This is a genomic window from Salmonella sp. A29-2, assembly GCF_020150755.1.
Lineage (GTDB): Bacteria > Pseudomonadota > Gammaproteobacteria > Enterobacterales > Enterobacteriaceae > Salmonella > Salmonella enterica.
In genome coordinates this window covers 4,508,263-4,525,598 of record NZ_CP083731.1, presented here as the reverse complement: position 1 = coordinate 4,525,598, position 17,336 = coordinate 4,508,263, and the positions used below count along the sequence as shown (strand labels likewise).

Annotated in this window: 16 protein-coding genes, 1 rRNA gene and 1 riboswitch; of the genes, 9 read left to right on the top strand and 8 right to left on the bottom strand. The window is 55.6% G+C overall.

All coding sequences use genetic code 11. The annotated features are described in order from the left end of the window. The 5 genes from thiS to rsd all read right to left on the bottom strand — a co-directional run bounded on the left by thiS (window position 1) and on the right by rsd (window position 4,315). Window positions 1-201, bottom strand: a complete 201-nt coding sequence (gene thiS / locus K8W53_RS21980) for a sulfur carrier protein ThiS (RefSeq protein WP_001583973.1) — start codon at window positions 199-201, stop codon at window positions 1-3. Then, window positions 182-940, bottom strand: coding sequence for a HesA/MoeB/ThiF family protein (locus K8W53_RS21975; RefSeq protein ID WP_000999779.1), 759 nt, complete (start codon window positions 938-940; stop codon window positions 182-184). The genes thiS and K8W53_RS21975 overlap by 20 nt, the downstream gene beginning before the upstream one ends. Continuing rightward, window positions 933-1,568 (bottom strand): thiamine phosphate synthase, encoded by a 636-nt coding sequence (thiE, locus tag K8W53_RS21970; protein ID WP_058654873.1) that lies wholly within the window; start codon window positions 1,566-1,568, stop codon window positions 933-935. The genes K8W53_RS21975 and thiE overlap by 8 nt, the downstream gene beginning before the upstream one ends. Continuing rightward, window positions 1,568-3,463, bottom strand: coding sequence for a phosphomethylpyrimidine synthase ThiC (gene thiC / locus K8W53_RS21965; RefSeq protein WP_023224364.1), 1,896 nt, complete (start codon window positions 3,461-3,463; stop codon window positions 1,568-1,570). The genes thiE and thiC overlap by 1 nt, the downstream gene beginning before the upstream one ends. 86 nt (window positions 3,464-3,549) lie before the next feature. Then, a riboswitch (TPP riboswitch) is annotated at window positions 3,550-3,774 on the bottom strand. Window positions 3,775-3,826: 52 nt separating this feature from the next. After that, complete coding sequence (gene rsd / locus K8W53_RS21960) at window positions 3,827-4,315, bottom strand: sigma D regulator (RefSeq protein ID WP_000934315.1); 489 nt, start codon at window positions 4,313-4,315, stop codon at window positions 3,827-3,829. Between the two features lie 92 nt (window positions 4,316-4,407). Between rsd and nudC the strand changes: the two genes are divergently transcribed. The 6 genes from nudC to K8W53_RS21930 all read left to right on the top strand — a co-directional run bounded on the left by nudC (window position 4,408) and on the right by K8W53_RS21930 (window position 8,762). After that, window positions 4,408-5,181 (top strand): NAD(+) diphosphatase, encoded by a 774-nt coding sequence (nudC, locus tag K8W53_RS21955; protein WP_023224363.1) that lies wholly within the window; start codon window positions 4,408-4,410, stop codon window positions 5,179-5,181. Between the two features lie 40 nt (window positions 5,182-5,221). Then, entirely contained in the window at window positions 5,222-6,286 is a 1,065-nt protein-coding gene (gene hemE, locus K8W53_RS21950) for a uroporphyrinogen decarboxylase (RefSeq protein ID WP_000137620.1), read from the top strand. 9 nt (window positions 6,287-6,295) lie between these two features. Next, on the top strand, window positions 6,296-6,967 hold the full coding sequence (nfi, locus tag K8W53_RS21945; protein WP_000362359.1) for a deoxyribonuclease V: 672 nt from the start codon (window positions 6,296-6,298) through the stop codon (window positions 6,965-6,967). 41 nt (window positions 6,968-7,008) lie between these two features. Continuing rightward, entirely contained in the window at window positions 7,009-7,599 is a 591-nt protein-coding gene (locus tag K8W53_RS21940; RefSeq protein WP_000940092.1) for a YjaG family protein, read from the top strand. Between the two features lie 186 nt (window positions 7,600-7,785). Further along, entirely contained in the window at window positions 7,786-8,058 is a 273-nt protein-coding gene (gene hupA, locus K8W53_RS21935; RefSeq protein WP_001044509.1) for a nucleoid-associated protein HU-alpha, read from the top strand. An 11-nt stretch (window positions 8,059-8,069) separates the two neighbouring features. Further along, on the top strand, window positions 8,070-8,762 hold the full coding sequence (locus tag K8W53_RS21930; RefSeq protein WP_001083940.1) for a DUF1481 domain-containing protein: 693 nt from the start codon (window positions 8,070-8,072) through the stop codon (window positions 8,760-8,762). A 41-nt stretch (window positions 8,763-8,803) separates the two neighbouring features. On the opposite strand, the gene zraP is transcribed toward K8W53_RS21930, so the two are convergent. Further along, on the bottom strand, window positions 8,804-9,259 hold the full coding sequence (zraP, locus tag K8W53_RS21925) for a zinc resistance sensor/chaperone ZraP (protein WP_000828129.1): 456 nt from the start codon (window positions 9,257-9,259) through the stop codon (window positions 8,804-8,806). A 253-nt stretch (window positions 9,260-9,512) separates the two neighbouring features. Here zraP and zraS point away from each other — a divergent pair, with 253 nt between their 5' ends. After that, window positions 9,513-10,910, top strand: a complete 1,398-nt coding sequence (zraS, locus tag K8W53_RS21920) for a two-component system sensor histidine kinase ZraS (RefSeq protein ID WP_023224362.1) — start codon at window positions 9,513-9,515, stop codon at window positions 10,908-10,910. A 5-nt stretch (window positions 10,911-10,915) separates the two neighbouring features. Then, a complete protein-coding gene (gene zraR, locus K8W53_RS21915) occupies window positions 10,916-12,241 on the top strand; it encodes a sigma-54-dependent response regulator transcription factor ZraR (protein WP_023224361.1) in 1,326 nt (441 codons plus the stop codon). Here the strand turns inward: zraR and purD are convergent. Beyond that, complete coding sequence (purD, locus tag K8W53_RS21910; protein WP_023181687.1) at window positions 12,238-13,527, bottom strand: phosphoribosylamine--glycine ligase; 1,290 nt, start codon at window positions 13,525-13,527, stop codon at window positions 12,238-12,240. The two genes, zraR and purD, sit on opposite strands and share 4 nt — an antisense overlap. Before the next feature lie 15 nt (window positions 13,528-13,542). Further along, the gene (gene purH / locus K8W53_RS21905; RefSeq protein WP_023224360.1) at window positions 13,543-15,132 is read right to left on the bottom strand and encodes a bifunctional phosphoribosylaminoimidazolecarboxamide formyltransferase/IMP cyclohydrolase; all 1,590 of its coding nucleotides are present in this window, start codon (window positions 15,130-15,132) and stop codon (window positions 13,543-13,545) included. Between the two features lie 625 nt (window positions 15,133-15,757). Between purH and K8W53_RS21900 the strand changes: the two genes are divergently transcribed. Continuing rightward, window positions 15,758-17,299 (top strand): 16S ribosomal RNA (locus tag K8W53_RS21900). Window positions 17,300-17,336 lie beyond the last annotated feature (37 nt).

Below are 17,336 nucleotides of genomic sequence, written 5' to 3'. Positions count from 1 at the left end.
TCAACCCCCTGCAATAACCTGAAAAAGCAGGATCTGGTCGCCTTCCTGCACGATTTGCTGTTCCCACTGCTCGCGCGGCAGGATCTGCTGATTGAGCGCCAGCGCCGCGCCCGGTTTAAGCTGATTAAGCGTAGCGAGCAGGCTGCTGACGGTTTGCCCTTCGGCGCACTGCATCGGCTCGTCATTGAATTGAATTTGCATGTCGCCCTCCGCATACCGGGCAGCCGCTGGCACGACGCAGCGCCAGGCTGCGCCACTGGCTGGTTTTACCGTCAAACAGGCGTAGCTCTCCGCTGGGCGTCTCAATACCGCTGAGTAATTTAATCGCCTCCAGCGCCTGCAAGGTGCCCATCACGCCAACAACCGGTCCGACGATACCGGCGGTACGGCAGTTGCGTTCAGGCTCGACATCGTCCGGCCACAGGCAGCGGTAACAGCCTTGTTCCCACGGTGGCGTGAGGACCATCAGTTGGCCGCCAAAGCCGACGGCGCTGGCGGAAATTAACGGAGTGTTGAGCGCCACGCAGGCGGCGTTAATCTCCTGGCGCGTCGCCATGTTATCGGTACAGTCGAGCACCACATCGGCGCGTGCTACCGCATGCCGCAGTGCCTCGCCTTTTAGTCGCTGCTGGAGTGATACCAGTTCGATATCCGGGTTGAGCTGTGTCAGGCGCTGCTGGGCAACCTGAGATTTTGAACGCGCGATATCATCGGTGGTAAATAGAATCTGGCGCTGCAAATTGCTCAGATGAATGTCGTCATCGTCTACCAGCGTTAGTTTGCCGATGCCTGCTCCCGCCAGATACAGCGCGGCGGGTGAACCCAACCCACCTAAACCCACGATCAGGACATGACTCGCGAGCAGCTGTTGCTGGCCTTCAATGGCGATATCGCCGAGCAGGATTTGCCGGCTGTAGCGCATAAAGTCACGGTCATTCATCGCCGACTCCCGCGATTGCCAGCAGTTGCGCGGTGGCTTCACGCCAGTCGGCGGCCTGAGTAATGGCGCTAACCACCGCCACGCTCCCGACGCCGGTCGCCATTACCGCTGGGGCGCGTTCAAGGCTGATGCCGCCGATCGCGACGGTCGGGTAATCCGCCAGTCGTTCAATATGACTTGCCAGCTGCGCCAGCCCCTGCGGGGCGGAAGGCATCTGCTTGGTTTGCGTGGGGAAGACATGACCCAGCGCGATATAAGAAGGTTTAGCGGCGAGCGCGATGTCTATCTCCATATCATCGTGAGTGGATACCCCCAGGCGTAACCCCGCCGCCTGAATCGCCTTCAGGTCGGTGGTTTCGAGATCTTCCTGGCCCAGATGCACGCCGTAGGCGTTGTGCTTAATTGCCAGCCGCCAGTAATCGTTGATAAACAGCCGGGCGTCATAACGACGTCCCAGCGAGATGGCGGCAATAACATCCGCTTCCACCTCTTCATCGCGTTTATCTTTGATACGCAGCTGGATGGTGCGCACGCCCGCCTCCAGTAGACGCTCAATCCATGCAACGCTATCCACCACCGGGTAAAGCCCGAGGCGGAACGGCACGGTCGGGAAATCAGGCTGATACATCAGACTTCCTCCCGCTTGAGATAAATTTCGCCGCCTTTGGCGCGGAAGTTTTCCGACATATCCGCCATGCCGACTTCGATGGTTTGCGCGGCGGCATAGTCGCGGACTTCCTGGCTGATTTTCATCGAGCAGAACTTCGGCCCGCACATGGAACAGAAGTGAGCGACCTTACCGGACTCCTGCGGTAGGGTTTCATCGTGGTAGGCGCGGGCGGTGAACGGGTCGAGCGCGAGGTTAAACTGGTCTTCCCAGCGGAATTCGAAGCGCGCTTTCGACATGGCGTTATCGCGGATCTGCGCGCCCGGATGGCCTTTCGCTAAGTCAGCGGCGTGGGCGGCAATCTTGTAGGTAATCAGCCCTTGCTTCACATCTTCTTTGTTCGGCAGGCCGAGATGTTCTTTCGGCGTCACGTAACACAGCATCGCGCAGCCAAACCAGCCGATCATCGCCGCACCGATCCCGGAGGTGAAGTGGTCATAGCCCGGCGCGATGTCAGTGGTCAACGGCCCCAAAGTGTAGAACGGCGCTTCGTGGCAGCTCTCCAGCTCTTCGGTCATGTTGCGCTGAATCATATGCATCGGCACGTGTCCCGGGCCTTCAATCATCACCTGCACGTCGTATTCCCAGGCGATTTTGGTCAACTCGCCCAGCGTATGCAGCTCGGAGAACTGCGCTTCGTCGTTGGCGTCCTGAATGGAGCCGGGGCGCAGGCCGTCGCCCAGCGACAGGGAAACGTCGTAGGCGGCGCAGATTTCACAAATCTCGCGGAAATGTTCGAACAGGAAGTTCTCTTTGTGATGGGAGAGACACCACTTCGCCATAATTGAACCGCCGCGTGAGACAATACCGGTCAGGCGTTTGGCGGTCATCGGCACGTAGCGCAGCAGTACGCCCGCGTGAATGGTGAAGTAGTCGACGCCCTGTTCTGCCTGCTCCAGCAGCGTGTCGCGGAACGCTTCCCAGGTAAGATCTTCGGCGATCCCGTTGACCTTCTCCAGCGCCTGGTAGATCGGGACGGTGCCGATCGGTACCGGGCTGTTACGCAGGATCCATTCGCGGGTTTCGTGGATATAGCGGCCGGTGGAGAGGTCCATCACCGTGTCCGCGCCCCAGCGGGTTGACCACACCAGTTTTTCCACCTCTTCTTCGATGGAGGAGGTGACCGCCGAGTTGCCGATATTGGCATTCACTTTGACCAGGAAGTTACGACCGATGATCATCGGCTCCGATTCCGGGTGGTTGATGTTGGCGGGAATAATCGCGCGGCCCGCGGCGACTTCATCACGCACGAATTCCGGCGTAATGTTTTCCGGCAGGCGCGCGCCAAAGTTCATGCCCGGATGCTGGTGGCGCAGCACTTCACTGCGAATGCGCTCGCGGCCCATGTTTTCACGGATGGCGATGAACTCCATTTCGGGAGTGACGATCCCCTGGCGGGCGTAGTGTAACTGGGTGACGCGCTTGCCCACTTTGGCGCGTTTCGGCGTCAGCAGGCCGGTAAAACGCAGATCGTCCAGGCCATCGTCGGCCAGACGTTCTCTGGTGTAAGCCGAGCTACGGTCGTCTAATTCTTCGCTATCGTTGCGTGCATCAATCCACGACTGGCGCAGTTTCGCCAGACCCTGCTGGACGTTAATCGCCACCTCAGGATCGCCATAGGGGCCGGAGGTGTCGTACACCGGCACGGCTTCGTTCTCTTCAAACTGCGGGTTGTCTTTGCTGCCGCCGATAAGCGTCGGGCTAAGTTGAATTTCGCGCATCGGTACGCGAATATCATGCTGCGAACCGGTCACGTAGATGCGTTTCGAGTTGGGAAAGGCAGTCCCTTCCAGCGTATCGATAAAATGCTGGGCTTTAGCGCGCTGCTCGCGGCGGGTTAACGTTGTTGTAGACATAGCTCATTCCAAAAAATTAAGGACGTGGCTTGTCAGACGACGGATGGAGTAATGGATGTGCGCCGCCCGTAAAGGCAGCAGCATAAAGCAGAATTACTCTTGTTCCCTTCGCAGGTATTAACCTGATCAGGTTCCGCGGATCCCGAATTAACGGTCTCAGCCTTTTCCACTTCATCCTTCGCGCTGCCTCTTCGTTGGCTTCGTCCGCTCACTCCAGTCACTTACTTATGTAAGCTCCTGGAGATTCACCGACTTGCCGCCTTGACGCATCACGAACGCTTTTGTGGAAAATTAGCACTCCGACAAGATAACCGCCCCTCCGAAGAGGGGGCTGAAGTAAACTACCCGTTACTCGCGCAGAACTCAAGCGGGACGTTTGACTCTGGCGCCGTCGTGCATCGCGTCAAACACCAGCATAATCAGCTTGTCTTCCAGCACAAAGCGGGCTTCCAGCGCTTCGCCGATATCTGACAGAGCTTGTTGAAATTCGAGACAATTATCGTGATCGATGGCAGTTTCCAGGCTGGTGTCGTAATAATCCATAATGCGCTGCGTATTATCTTCCAGCAGCGGCCAGATTTTTGCCGCATGTAAAAGCTGACCGTTTCCTTCCAATTTATGGAGAATACGTTCATAAATACTGAAGTGCCCGGCGGAAAGGTAATCGACCAGGCTCTGACAAAAATCATCCAGCGCTTTTTCATTCAGCCGCATGTACGATTCTTTGCCAGGCTTAATGCCAACCAGATTGTAGTAAGCCACGAGCAGGTGCTTACGTACATCCAGCCAGCGATCGACCAGTTTGTTGCTTCCGCCAACGCGCTCCGTCAGGTTTTCCAGCTGGTTTAGCATGATTGTCTCCGCAAGTTAGATAAAGGCTGCTCGCCATGAATGTAAAAATAATGTTAACAACATGCCAGTGAAGCAAAGGTAGTGCAAGAGCTATGGATCGTATAATTGAAAAATTAGAGAGTGGCTGGTGGATCGTCAGCCATGAACAAAAATTATGGTTGCCGTATGGGGAATTACCACACGGGCTGGCGGCAAATTTCGATCTTGTGGGGCAGCGCGCACTCCGGATAGGTGAATGGCAAGGCGAGCCCGTCTGGCTGGTGTTACAGCATCGACGCCATGATATGGGATCGGTTCGCCAGATTATCGATCAGGATGCCGGGTTGTTCCAACTGGCGGGACGTGGCGTACAGTTGGCGGAGTTTTATCGGTCGCATAAATTTTGCGGCTATTGCGGGCACCCTATGCACCCGAGTAAAACCGAATGGGCGATGCTGTGCAGCCATTGCCGCGAGCGTTACTACCCGCAAATCGCCCCCTGCATTATTGTTGCCATTCGCCGTGAGGATTCGATCCTCCTTGCCCGGCACGTTCGCCACCGCAACGGCGTGCATACGGTACTGGCCGGGTTTGTTGAAGTCGGCGAAACCTTAGAACAGGCGGTCGCGCGAGAGGTAATGGAGGAGAGCGGGATTAAGGTGAAAAATCTGCGCTATGTGACTTCCCAGCCGTGGCCTTTCCCGCAGTCGTTGATGACCGCTTTTATGGCGGAGTATGACAGCGGCGAGATTGTCATCGACCCGAAAGAACTGTTGGAAGCAAATTGGTACCGTTATGACGATCTGCCGCTACTACCGCCACCGGGCACCGTCGCGCGCCGTTTGATCGAAGATACGGTGGCAATGTGTCGGGCTGAATATGATTGACATGTTACACTGGGCGCATCAACGCTAAAGGAATGTAAAAATGACCGAACTCAAAAACGATCGTTATCTACGTGCGCTGCTGCGCCAGCCCGTTGATGTTACGCCAGTGTGGATGATGCGCCAGGCGGGCCGTTATCTACCGGAGTACAAAGCCACTCGCGCTCAGGCGGGCGATTTTATGTCGCTGTGCAAAAATGCCGAACTGGCCTGCGAGGTCACTTTACAGCCGCTGCGCCGTTATCCGCTTGATGCGGCGATCCTTTTCTCGGATATCCTGACGATTCCGGACGCGATGGGCCTGGGGCTCTATTTTGAAGCCGGGGAAGGCCCGCGCTTTACGGCTCCTGTCACCTGCAAAGCCGATGTCGATAAGCTGCCCATTCCCGATCCGGAAGATGAACTGGGTTATGTGATGAATGCGGTGCGTACGATTCGCCGCGAACTAAAAGGCGAGGTTCCGCTGATTGGCTTTTCCGGCAGTCCGTGGACGCTGGCGACTTACATGGTGGAAGGCGGCAGTAGCAAAGCCTTCACGGTGATTAAAAAGATGATGTACGCCGACCCGCAGGCGTTGCATCTGCTGCTGGATAAGTTGGCGAAAAGCGTCACGCTGTACCTCAACGCGCAAATCAAAGCGGGCGCGCAGTCGGTGATGATTTTCGACACCTGGGGCGGCGTGCTGACTGGCCGCGATTACCAGCAGTTCTCCCTCTACTACATGCATAAAATCGTCGATGGCCTGCTGCGTGAAAACGACGGTCGCCGCGTGCCGGTAACGCTGTTCACTAAAGGTGGCGGTCAGTGGCTGGAGGCGATGGCGGAAACCGGCTGCGACGCGCTGGGTCTCGACTGGACGACAGATATCGCCGATGCGCGCCGTCGCGTTGGCCATAAAGTGGCGCTGCAGGGCAATATGGACCCCTCGATGCTGTATGCGCCGCCGGCACGGATCGAAGACGAAGTAGCGACTATACTTGCTGGTTTCGGTCAGGGAGAAGGGCACGTCTTTAACCTTGGACATGGCATCCATCAGGATGTGCCGCCAGAACATGCTGGCGCATTTGTGGAGGCAGTGCACCGACTTTCTGCGCAGTATCACAGCTAAGGAGTTAGTATGGATCTCGCGTCGCTACGCGCTCAACAGATAGAACTTGCTTCATCGGTTTGCCGCGAAGATCGCCTGGACAAAGATCCGCCAGCGTTTATCGGCGGGGCGGACGTCGGTTTTGAGCAGGGCGGCGAGGTGACGCGGGCGGCGATGGTGTTGCTGAAATATCCGTCGCTTGAGCTGGTAGAGTACAAGGTGGCGCGTATTGCCACCACTATGCCGTATATCCCCGGCTTTCTCTCTTTTCGTGAATATCCTGCGCTGCTGGCGGCGTGGGAACAGCTCTCGCAAAAGCCCGATTTGCTGTTTGTGGACGGTCACGGTATTTCGCATCCGCGTCGGCTTGGCGTCGCCAGTCATTTTGGACTGTTGGTGGACGTGCCGACCATCGGCGTAGCGAAAAAACGGCTATGCGGTAAATTTGAACCACTTTCCGCCGAACCTGGCGCACTTAGCCCCTTAATGGATAAAGGCGAGCAACTGGCGTGGGTATGGCGCAGCAAGGCGCGCTGTAATCCGCTGTTTATCGCGACAGGGCACCGGGTCAGTACTGACAGCGCGCTGGCGTGGGTACAGCGCTGTATGAAAGGGTATCGCCTGCCGGAGCCGACGCGCTGGGCGGATGCCGTCGCTTCCGGGCGTCCGGCGTTTGTTCGTTGGCAAGAAATTCAGCGCTGATTCAGGTAAACTGCCGCTAATTTCCGATTCGAGATTCCATCATGTTACAAAACCCGATTCATTTGCGTCTGGAGCGGCTGGAAAGCTGGCAGCACGTTACCTTTATGGCCTGCTTGTGCGAGCGCATGTACCCGAACTACGCCATGTTTTGCAAGCAGACGGAATTCGGCGACGGACAGATCTACCGTCGCATTCTGGATCTGATCTGGGAAACCCTGACGGTGAAAGATGCAAAGGTCAATTTCGATAGCCAACTGGAGAAGTTTGAAGAGGCAATTCCGGCAGCCGACGACTATGATCTGTACGGCGTTTACCCGGCGATTGATGCCTGCGTCGCATTAAGCGAATTAATGCATTCTCGTCTTAGCGGCGAAACGCTGGAACACGCTATTGAGGTTAGTAAGACTTCCATTACTACGGTGGCGATGTTGGAAATGACTCAGGCTGGTCGGGAAATGACCGATGAGGAGCTCAAAACGAACCCTGCCGTTGAACAGGAATGGGATATTCAGTGGGAAATATTCCGACTTTTAGCCGACTGCGAAGAACGCGATATTGAACTGATAAAAGGGCTCAGGGCAGACCTGCGCGAGGCTGGTGAGAGCAATATCGGTATAAATTTTCAGCAATGACACCAGAAAACGTGATTTAACGTCTGATTTGTCGTGCCATAAGGCTTCCCTTATGCCCCCCGTCTGGTCTACATTTGGGAGGCGAAAAAAAGTGGCTATCGGTGCGTGTATGCAGGAGAGTGCTTTTCTGGCATTTCCGTCGCACTCGATGCTTAGCAAGCGATAAACACATTGTAAGGATAACTTATGAACAAGACTCAACTGATTGATGTAATTGCAGACAAAGCAGAACTGTCCAAAACCCAGGCTAAAGCTGCTCTGGAATCCACTCTGGCTGCTATTACTGAGTCTCTGAAAGAAGGCGATGCTGTACAACTGGTTGGTTTCGGTACCTTCAAAGTGAACCACCGTGCTGAGCGCACTGGCCGTAACCCACAGACCGGTAAAGAAATCAAAATCGCCGCCGCTAACGTACCGGCGTTTGTTTCTGGTAAAGCTCTGAAAGACGCAGTTAAGTAAGACGCGTAACTGTGAACAGTTTTATCGAAGGGGCTTATCAGCCCCTTTTGTCCGTCTGGCGTCGCGCGTTTCTGTTTTCTGGCGCGCTGTTGCTGACTGCCTGCAGTCATAACGCTTCACCGCCTCCGTTTACTGCCAGCGGCTTTGCCGGCGATCACGGCGCGGTGCGTATCTGGCGTAAAGATACGAACGATGAAGTCCATCTGCTTTCTGTTTTTAGCCCGTGGCATAGCGGCAGCACGACGACCAGCGAATATCGTTGGCAGGGTGATACGCTTTCGCTTATTGAACTCAATATTTACAGCAAACCGCCAGAACATATTCGCGCGCGTTTCGACGCTCATGGCGAACTCAGTTTTATGCAGCGTGAAGTCGGGGGGCAGAAGCAGCAGCTTTCCAACGATCAGATTGCCTTGTATCGCTATCGCGCCGAACAAATCCGTCAGACCAGCGACGCCTTGCGCCTGGGGCGGGTCATACTACGCCAGGGACGCTGGCACGCCGACCATACGGTAACCACCTGTGAAGGTGAAACGCTGAAACCGGATCTGGATTCCTGGGCAATAAGCCACATTGAGCGCCGCCAGAACCACTCATCGGTAGAGGTGAGCGTAGCATGGCTGGAGGCGCCGGAAGGATCGCAACTTTTGCTGGTGGCGAATTCAGATTTCTGTCACTGGCAGCCGCAAGCGAAAACCTTTTGATGGAATACCGAATGGCGAAGCCGCCATTCGGCAAACATGCTTTACCAGTTTCCCATACCCATATGACCGCCGCCGCGATGATAACCGCCGCCATAGCCGCCGCAACCGCCATAGCCCATTCCTGCGCCGCGTGGTATGCCAGCCTGCGCCATCGCGACATCCCGTTTCACGCGTTGCTCATCTAACTTCTGGCCTAATGACTCCATCTCTTTGGCAACCGCGTTAATTTTCGCAGTATCCGGCGAACTGGCGGTCAGTAGCGCGTTGTATTCATAACGTTTGGATATCAGTTGCTGGCGCAGCGCGCTGGTCTGCGTATAGTAATCATCATAAATCTTCTGCGCCGTCGCCTGCTGTTCCGTGGTTAACGGGCTACCTCCCTGTTGCCACATACCGTCATTGTTGCCCCAGTGATGCCCGGCGAAGGCGGCGCCGGAGCTCAGGGCCAAAAGAGAGAGGGCGATTAGCGCGATAGCTGATTTATTGTTCCGTTTCATTTTGCGTTCTCCTGTTGCTCATCTTATCCTCTCTCTTGCATCTTCCGTGCCAGATAACTATTCCTTGTCGGGCAGCGAGTTAACCTGCTTCAGGCGGCAAAAAGCGAGTAAAAATGACTCGCATGACCCGCCTGGCGAGTCATTTTTACCCATCCGTATCCGAAAGGGTGTGCGGCAACGCGCGGTTATGCGGAGCGAAGAATGGCATGATCTCTGCTTAAGTAAGGAAAATAAAAACGAGCCGGGGAAGCCTGTGAGTTTTATACGATTACATAAAGATGCCGCTGCAACGTGGTTGAGTCGGCTGTTACCTGCGGCGATCTTCATTCTGGTGGGGCTATTTTCCATTATGGTCATTCGCGACTATGGCCGTGAGAGCGTTGCCGCCAGGCAGACGCTGCTGGAAAAGGGAAATGTACTCATTCGCGCTCTGGAGTCCGGCACGCGAGTAGGTATGGGAATGCGGATGCATCACGCGCAGCAGCAGACATTGCTGGAAGAGATGGCGGGTCAGCCAGGCGTGTTGTGGTTCGCTGTAACGGATGCGCAGGGGGTAATCATCACTCATAGCAACCCTGGCATGGTGGGCAAATCGCTCTATTCCACATCTGAAATGCATCAACTAAACCCCGGGCCGCAGGAGCGTTGGCGGCGTGTCGACGTTGCTGCTAACGGCGAGACGGTGCCTGCGCTGGAAATTTACCGTCAGTTCCAGCCGCTTTTCGGTATGAGAGGTCACGGTATGAGGGGGCACGGCATGGCGCGTAGCGCCAATGACGACGAACCAGCGAAACAAACTATTTTTATTGCCTTTGACGCCAGCGAGCTGGCCGCGACACAGGCAAGGGAGTGGCGTAATACGCTGATTGTTTTGTCTGCGTTAGCGACGGTGCTGTTGGCAACGTTACTGGCGTTTTTTTGGCATCAGCGTTATCAGCGCTCGCACAGAGAACTGCTTGATACAATGAAGCGTAAAGAAAAGCTGGTGGCGATGGGGCATCTGGCGGCGGGCGTCGCGCACGAAATTCGTAACCCGCTCTCGTCCATCAAAGGGCTGGCGAAATACTTTGCCGAGCGCACGCCTGCCGGCGGCGAGTCGCATGAACTGGCGCAGGTGATGGCCAAAGAGGCCGACCGTTTGAACCGGGTGGTAAGCGAATTGCTCGAACTGGTAAAGCCCGCGCATCTGACGCTCCAGGCGGTTAACCTCAATGATATTATTACTCACTCCCTGAATCTGGTCAGTCAGGATGCCCAAAGCAGAGAGATTCAGATGAGATTCACGGCGAATGAGACGCTTAAGCGTATTCAGGCTGACCCGGACAGGCTGACTCAGGTGCTGTTGAATCTGTACCTGAACGCTATACATGCGATTGGCCGCCAGGGAACGATTACCGTAGAGGCAAAAGAAAGTGGGACCGACCGCGTTATCATCACTGTTACCGATAGCGGGAAAGGGATCGCCCCGGATCAGCTGGAGGCGATTTTTACGCCTTATTTTACGACCAAAGCTGACGGGACAGGCCTGGGGCTGGCGGTGGTGCAAAATATCATCGAACAGCATGGCGGTGCGATTAAGGTGAAAAGTATTGAGGGTAAAGGCGCGGTCTTTACTATCTGGTTGCCAGTGATAGCGAGACAACAGGATTAACAAGGGTGATACGCGGAAAAATCGATATTCTGGTTGTGGATGATGATGTAAGCCACTGCACGATTTTACAGGCGCTGCTTCGGGGCTGGGGCTATAACGTCGCTCTGGCCTACAGTGGGCATGATGCGTTGGCTCAGGTGCGTGAGAAAGTCTTTGATCTGGTACTGTGCGATGTGCGTATGGCGGAGATGGACGGTATCGCCACGCTGAAGGAGATTAAAGCGCTCAACCCCGCCATTCCGATTTTGATTATGACGGCATTCTCCAGCGTGGAAACGGCGGTAGAGGCGTTGAAAGCCGGCGCGCTCGACTATTTAATTAAACCGCTGGATTTTGACCGTCTGCAGGAGACGCTGGAAAAGGCGTTGGCGCATACGCGGGAAACGGGCGCTGAATTGCCATCGGCGTCGGCTGCGCAGTTTGGCATGATTGGCCGCAGTCCGGCGATGCAACATTTACTGAATGAAATCGCGATGGTCGCACCATCAGACGCCACGGTATTGATTCACGGAGACTCCGGCACGGGTAAAGAGCTGGTGGCGCGGGCGCTACACGCCTGTAGCGCCAGGAGCGATAAACCGCTGGTCACGCTCAACTGCGCGGCGCTTAATGAATCGCTGCTGGAGTCTGAGCTGTTCGGCCACGAAAAAGGCGCGTTTACCGGCGCGGATAAACGTCGGGAAGGGCGTTTTGTCGAAGCGGATGGCGGCACCTTATTCCTCGATGAAATTGGCGATATTTCACCGCTGATGCAGGTACGCCTGCTGCGGGCGATTCAGGAACGTGAGGTGCAGCGTGTGGGCAGCAATCAGACCGTGTCGGTTGATGTGCGGCTGATTGCCGCTACCCACCGCGATCTGGCGGAAGAGGTGAGTGCTGGTCGTTTTCGCCAGGATCTCTATTACCGCCTGAATGTGGTGGCGATTGAAATGCCTTCTTTGCGCCAGCGTCGGGAAGATATTCCGCTACTGGCAGACCATTTTCTGCGGCGTTTTGCCGAACGTAACCGCAAAGCGGTGAAGGGGTTTACGCCGCAGGCGATGGATCTGCTGATCCACTACGACTGGCCGGGTAATATCCGTGAGCTGGAAAACGCTATCGAACGAGCGGTGGTGTTACTGACGGGAGAATACATTTCTGAACGCGAATTGCCTCTCGCTATTGCCGCGACGCCGATAAAAACGGAATACAGTGGTGAGATCCAACCGCTGGTGGACGTCGAAAAAGAGGTGATTCTGGCGGCGCTGGAAAAAACGGGCGGCAACAAAACCGAAGCCGCCCGTCAATTGGGCATTACGCGCAAAACGCTGCTGGCTAAACTCAGCCGTTAGTTCTGTTCACGCTCGATGGCGCGCCAGCCGATGTCGTTACGGCTGAAGCTGCCGTCCCAGCGGATGTCGGTCATCAGGGCGTAAGCGCGTTTCTGCGCTTCGGCCACGGTGTGGCCCAGCGCGGTGGCGCACAGGACGCGTCCGCCGCTGGTCAACACGCGGTTGCCATCAGCGAGTTTAGTTCCGGCGTGGAAAACCTTACCGTCAGCCGCGTCTTCCAGCGGCAGGCCGTGGATCTCATCGCCAGTATTGTAATTGCCCGGATAACCGCCCGCGGCGATCACCACGCCTAATGAAGCGCGCTCGTCCCACTCGGAGGTTTTCTCATCCAGATTGCCGTCGCAGGCGGCCAGGCAAAGATCCACCAGATCCGACTTCATGCGCAGCATGATCGGCTGGGTTTCCGGATCGCCGAAGCGGCAGTTGAACTCGATAACTTTCGGGTTGCCCTGCTTGTCGATCATCAGACCCGCATACAGGAAGCCGGTGTACGTGTTACCTTCCGCCGCCATGCCTTTCACGGTTGGCCAGATGATGCGTTCCATGGTGCGGTGGTGCACTTCATCAGTCACCACCGGCGCCGGTGAGTAGGCCCCCATACCGCCGGTATTCGGGCCGGTATCGCCATTGCCTACGCGTTTGTGATCCTGGCTGGTGGCCATCGGCAGCACGTGCTCGCCGTCGACCATCACGATAAAGCTCGCTTCTTCGCCGTCGAGGAACTCTTCAATCACGATGCGGTGGCCCGCGTCGCCAAAGGCGTTGCCTGCCAGCATGTCATGAACGGCGGCTTCGGCTTCTTCCAGCGTCATCGCCACGATAACGCCTTTGCCTGCAGCCAGACCATCGGCCTTGATGACGATCGGCGCGCCTTTCTCACGCAGATAAGCCAGGGCTGGCTCAATCTCGGTGAAATTCTGGTATTCCGCCGTCGGAATCTGGTGACGAGCGAGGAAATCTTTGGTGAACGCTTTGGAGCCTTCCAGTTGCGCGGCCCCTTCGGTTGGGCCGAAAATTTTCAGGCCTGCGGCGCGGAAGGCATCGACCACGCCAATCACCAGCGGCGCTTCCGGGCCGACGATGGTCAGATCAATCTTCTCGTTCTGGGCAAAGCTCAGCAGCGCCGGAATATCGGTGACGCCGATAGCCACGTTCTGCAACGCGGGCTCCAGCGCGGTACCGGCATTACCCGGTGCGACAAAAACGGTATCAACCAGCGGCGACTGTGCGGCTTTCCAGGCCAGCGCGTGTTCGCGCCCGCCGTTACCAATGACTAAAACTTTCATCGTCTGCTCCCTGAATTAATGGCGGAAGTGGCGCATGTCGGTGAAGATCATCGCAATGCCGTGTTCATCGGCAGCGGCAATGACTTCATCATCACGGATAGAACCGCCAGGCTGGATAACGCAGCTCACGCCGACAGCGGCAGCGGCATCAATACCGTCACGGAACGGGAAGAAGGCATCAGAGGCCATCGCGGAGCCTTTCACTTCCAGACCTTCGTCAGCCGCTTTAATCCCGGCGATTTTGGCGGAGTACACGCGGCTCATCTGGCCTGCGCCTATGCCGATAGTCATGTTCTCTTTGGCATACACAATGGCGTTGGATTTCACGAACTTCGCCACTTTCCAGCAGAACAGCGCGTCACGCAGCTCCTGCTCGGTCGGCTGGCGTTTAGAGACCACGCGCAGTTCAGCTTCACTCACCATACCCAGATCCCTGTCCTGAACCAGCAGGCCACCGTTAACGCGTTTGAAATCCAGGCCCGGAACACGCTCGCCCCATTGGCCGCAGGTCAGAACACGGACGTTCTGCTTAGCTGCGGTGATCTTCAGTGCTTCTTCGCTTGCGGATGGGGCGATGATCACTTCCACGAACTGACGGGAGATGATGGCCTGCGCGGTTTCGGCATCCAGCTCGCGGTTGAATGCGATAATGCCGCCGAACGCGGAGGTCGGGTCGGTTTTATAGGCGCGATCGTAAGCGTCGAGAATAGAGGTACTTACCGCCACGCCGCACGGGTTAGCGTGCTTGACAATTACGCAGGCTGGCTCGTTGAACGCTTTCACACACTCCAGCGCCGCGTCGGTATCGGCGATATTGTTGTAGGAAAGCGCTTTGCCCTGCACCTGTTGTGCAGTGGCAACGGACGCTTCTTTCACATTCTCTTCTATATAGAAGGCAGCCTGCTGGTGGCTGTTCTCGCCATAGCGCATATCCTGCTTCTTAATGAAGTTCAGATTCAGCGTACGCGGGAAGCGACCGGCGGCTTCTTTGCCTTCACCGTGGTAAGCCGGAACCATGCTGCCGAAGTAGTTGGCGATCATGCTGTCGTAGGCGGCGGTGTGTTCGAAGGCTTTAATCGCGAGATCGAAACGGGTGTTGAGGGTCAGAGAGCCTTCGTTGGCATCCATCTCTTTAATAATGGCGTCGTAGTCGCTGCTCTTCACCACGATGGCCACGTCTTTATGGTTCTTCGCGGCGGAGCGCACCATGGTCGGGCCGCCGATATCGATGTTTTCTACCGCATCTTCCAGCGAGCAGCCTTCACGGGCAACGGTCTCGGCGAATGGATACAGGTTAACGACAACCATATCGATAGGGGCGATGTGGTGCTGTTCCATAATGGCATCGTCCTGGCCGCGGCGACCGAGGATGCCGCCGTGGACTTTTGGATGCAGGGTCTTTACGCGTCCATCCATCATTTCCGGGAAACCGGTGTAATCGGAAACTTCGGTCACCGGCAGGCCTTTTTCTGCTAACAGGCGGGCGGTGCCCCCCGTAGACAGCAGCTCCACACCGCGTGCGGAAAGTGCCTGGGCGAATTCGATGATACCGGCTTTGTCAGAAACACTGAGCAGAGCGCGGCGGACTGGACGACGTTGTTGCATGGTAAATCCCCTGGATTTGACGATTACAGAGAGCGTTAGCTGAATTTTTCGTGAAAAACTCAGCTAACGCCCCTTATGGGGCATTCTCATTTTGCGGCGACATTGTAACGAAAACGTTTGCGCAACGCTCGCGAATTTTTCTTTTTAAATTCTGGCCCGGCTTTTATCCCTGAAAGATCGTTTGCAGAGTGAGAAGATCCAGGAAATGAACGCATATTTTGTGGATAAGTCTGTGCGTAAATTGGTATAACCAGGGGTTTTGCTGGGGAATGCAGCAAACAGTCATTTTTCTGCAATTTTTCTATTGCGGTCAGCAGAGAACTCCCTATAATGCGCCTCCATCGACACGGCGGATGTGAATCACTTCACACAAACAGCCGGTCGGTTGAAGAGAAAAATCCTGAAATTCAGGGTTGACTCTGAAAGAGGAAAGCGTAATATACGCCACCTCGCGACGGTGAGCTGAAAGCCGCGTCGCACCTGCTCTTTAACAATTTATCAGACAATCTGTGTGGGCACTCGAAGATACGGATTCTTAACGTCCTCGGACGAAAAATGAATACCAAGTCTCAAGAGTGAACACGTAATTCATTACGAAGTTTAATTGATTGAGCATCAAACTTTTAAATTGAAGAGTTTGATCATGGCTCAGATTGAACGCTGGCGGCAGGCCTAACACATGCAAGTCGAACGGTAACAGGAAGCAGCTTGCTGCTTTGCTGACGAGTGGCGGACGGGTGAGTAATGTCTGGGAAACTGCCTGATGGAGGGGGATAACTACTGGAAACGGTGGCTAATACCGCATAACGTCGCAAGACCAAAGAGGGGGACCTTCGGGCCTCTTGCCATCAGATGTGCCCAGATGGGATTAGCTTGTTGGTGAGGTAACGGCTCACCAAGGCGACGATCCCTAGCTGGTCTGAGAGGATGACCAGCCACACTGGAACTGAGACACGGTCCAGACTCCTACGGGAGGCAGCAGTGGGGAATATTGCACAATGGGCGCAAGCCTGATGCAGCCATGCCGCGTGTATGAAGAAGGCCTTCGGGTTGTAAAGTACTTTCAGCGGGGAGGAAGGTGTTGTGGTTAATAACCGCAGCAATTGACGTTACCCGCAGAAGAAGCACCGGCTAACTCCGTGCCAGCAGCCGCGGTAATACGGAGGGTGCAAGCGTTAATCGGAATTACTGGGCGTAAAGCGCACGCAGGCGGTCTGTCAAGTCGGATGTGAAATCCCCGGGCTCAACCTGGGAACTGCATTCGAAACTGGCAGGCTTGAGTCTTGTAGAGGGGGGTAGAATTCCAGGTGTAGCGGTGAAATGCGTAGAGATCTGGAGGAATACCGGTGGCGAAGGCGGCCCCCTGGACAAAGACTGACGCTCAGGTGCGAAAGCGTGGGGAGCAAACAGGATTAGATACCCTGGTAGTCCACGCCGTAAACGATGTCTACTTGGAGGTTGTGCCCTTGAGGCGTGGCTTCCGGAGCTAACGCGTTAAGTAGACCGCCTGGGGAGTACGGCCGCAAGGTTAAAACTCAAATGAATTGACGGGGGCCCGCACAAGCGGTGGAGCATGTGGTTTAATTCGATGCAACGCGAAGAACCTTACCTGGTCTTGACATCCACAGAACTTTCCAGAGATGGACTGGTGCCTTCGGGAACTGTGAGACAGGTGCTGCATGGCTGTCGTCAGCTCGTGTTGTGAAATGTTGGGTTAAGTCCCGCAACGAGCGCAACCCTTATCCTTTGTTGCCAGCGGTCCGGCCGGGAACTCAAAGGAGACTGCCAGTGATAAACTGGAGGAAGGTGGGGATGACGTCAAGTCATCATGGCCCTTACGACCAGGGCTACACACGTGCTACAATGGCGCATACAAAGAGAAGCGACCTCGCGAGAGCAAGCGGACCTCATAAAGTGCGTCGTAGTCCGGATTGGAGTCTGCAACTCGACTCCATGAAGTCGGAATCGCTAGTAATCGTGGATCAGAATGCCACGGTGAATACGTTCCCGGGCCTTGTACACACCGCCCGTCACACCATGGGAGTGGGTTGCAAAAGAAGTAGGTAGCTTAACCTTCGGGAGGGCGCTTACCACTTTGTGATTCATGACTGGGGTGAAGTCGTAACAAGGTAACCGTAGGGGAACCTGCGGTTGGATCACCTCCTTACCTTAAAGAAGCGTACTTTGCAGTGCTCACACAGATT

Coding starts and splice junctions, on each gene's coding strand:
- thiS (WP_001583973.1), bottom strand. CDS start 201: ATGCAAATTCAATTCAATGACGAGCCGATGCAGTGCGCCGAAGGGCAA.
- K8W53_RS21975 (WP_000999779.1), bottom strand. CDS start 940: ATGAATGACCGTGACTTTATGCGCTACAGCCGGCAAATCCTGCTCGGC.
- thiE (WP_058654873.1), bottom strand. CDS start 1,568: ATGTATCAGCCTGATTTCCCGACCGTGCCGTTCCGCCTCGGGCTTTAC.
- thiC (WP_023224364.1), bottom strand. CDS start 3,463: ATGTCTACAACAACGTTAACCCGCCGCGAGCAGCGCGCTAAAGCCCAG.
- rsd (WP_000934315.1), bottom strand. CDS start 4,315: ATGCTAAACCAGCTGGAAAACCTGACGGAGCGCGTTGGCGGAAGCAAC.
- nudC (WP_023224363.1), top strand. CDS start 4,408: ATGGATCGTATAATTGAAAAATTAGAGAGTGGCTGGTGGATCGTCAGC.
- hemE (WP_000137620.1), top strand. CDS start 5,222: ATGACCGAACTCAAAAACGATCGTTATCTACGTGCGCTGCTGCGCCAG.
- nfi (WP_000362359.1), top strand. CDS start 6,296: ATGGATCTCGCGTCGCTACGCGCTCAACAGATAGAACTTGCTTCATCG.
- K8W53_RS21940 (WP_000940092.1), top strand. CDS start 7,009: ATGTTACAAAACCCGATTCATTTGCGTCTGGAGCGGCTGGAAAGCTGG.
- hupA (WP_001044509.1), top strand. CDS start 7,786: ATGAACAAGACTCAACTGATTGATGTAATTGCAGACAAAGCAGAACTG.
- zraP (WP_000828129.1), bottom strand. CDS start 9,259: ATGAAACGGAACAATAAATCAGCTATCGCGCTAATCGCCCTCTCTCTT.
- purD (WP_023181687.1), bottom strand. CDS start 13,527: ATGAAAGTTTTAGTCATTGGTAACGGCGGGCGCGAACACGCGCTGGCC.
- purH (WP_023224360.1), bottom strand. CDS start 15,132: ATGCAACAACGTCGTCCAGTCCGCCGCGCTCTGCTCAGTGTTTCTGAC.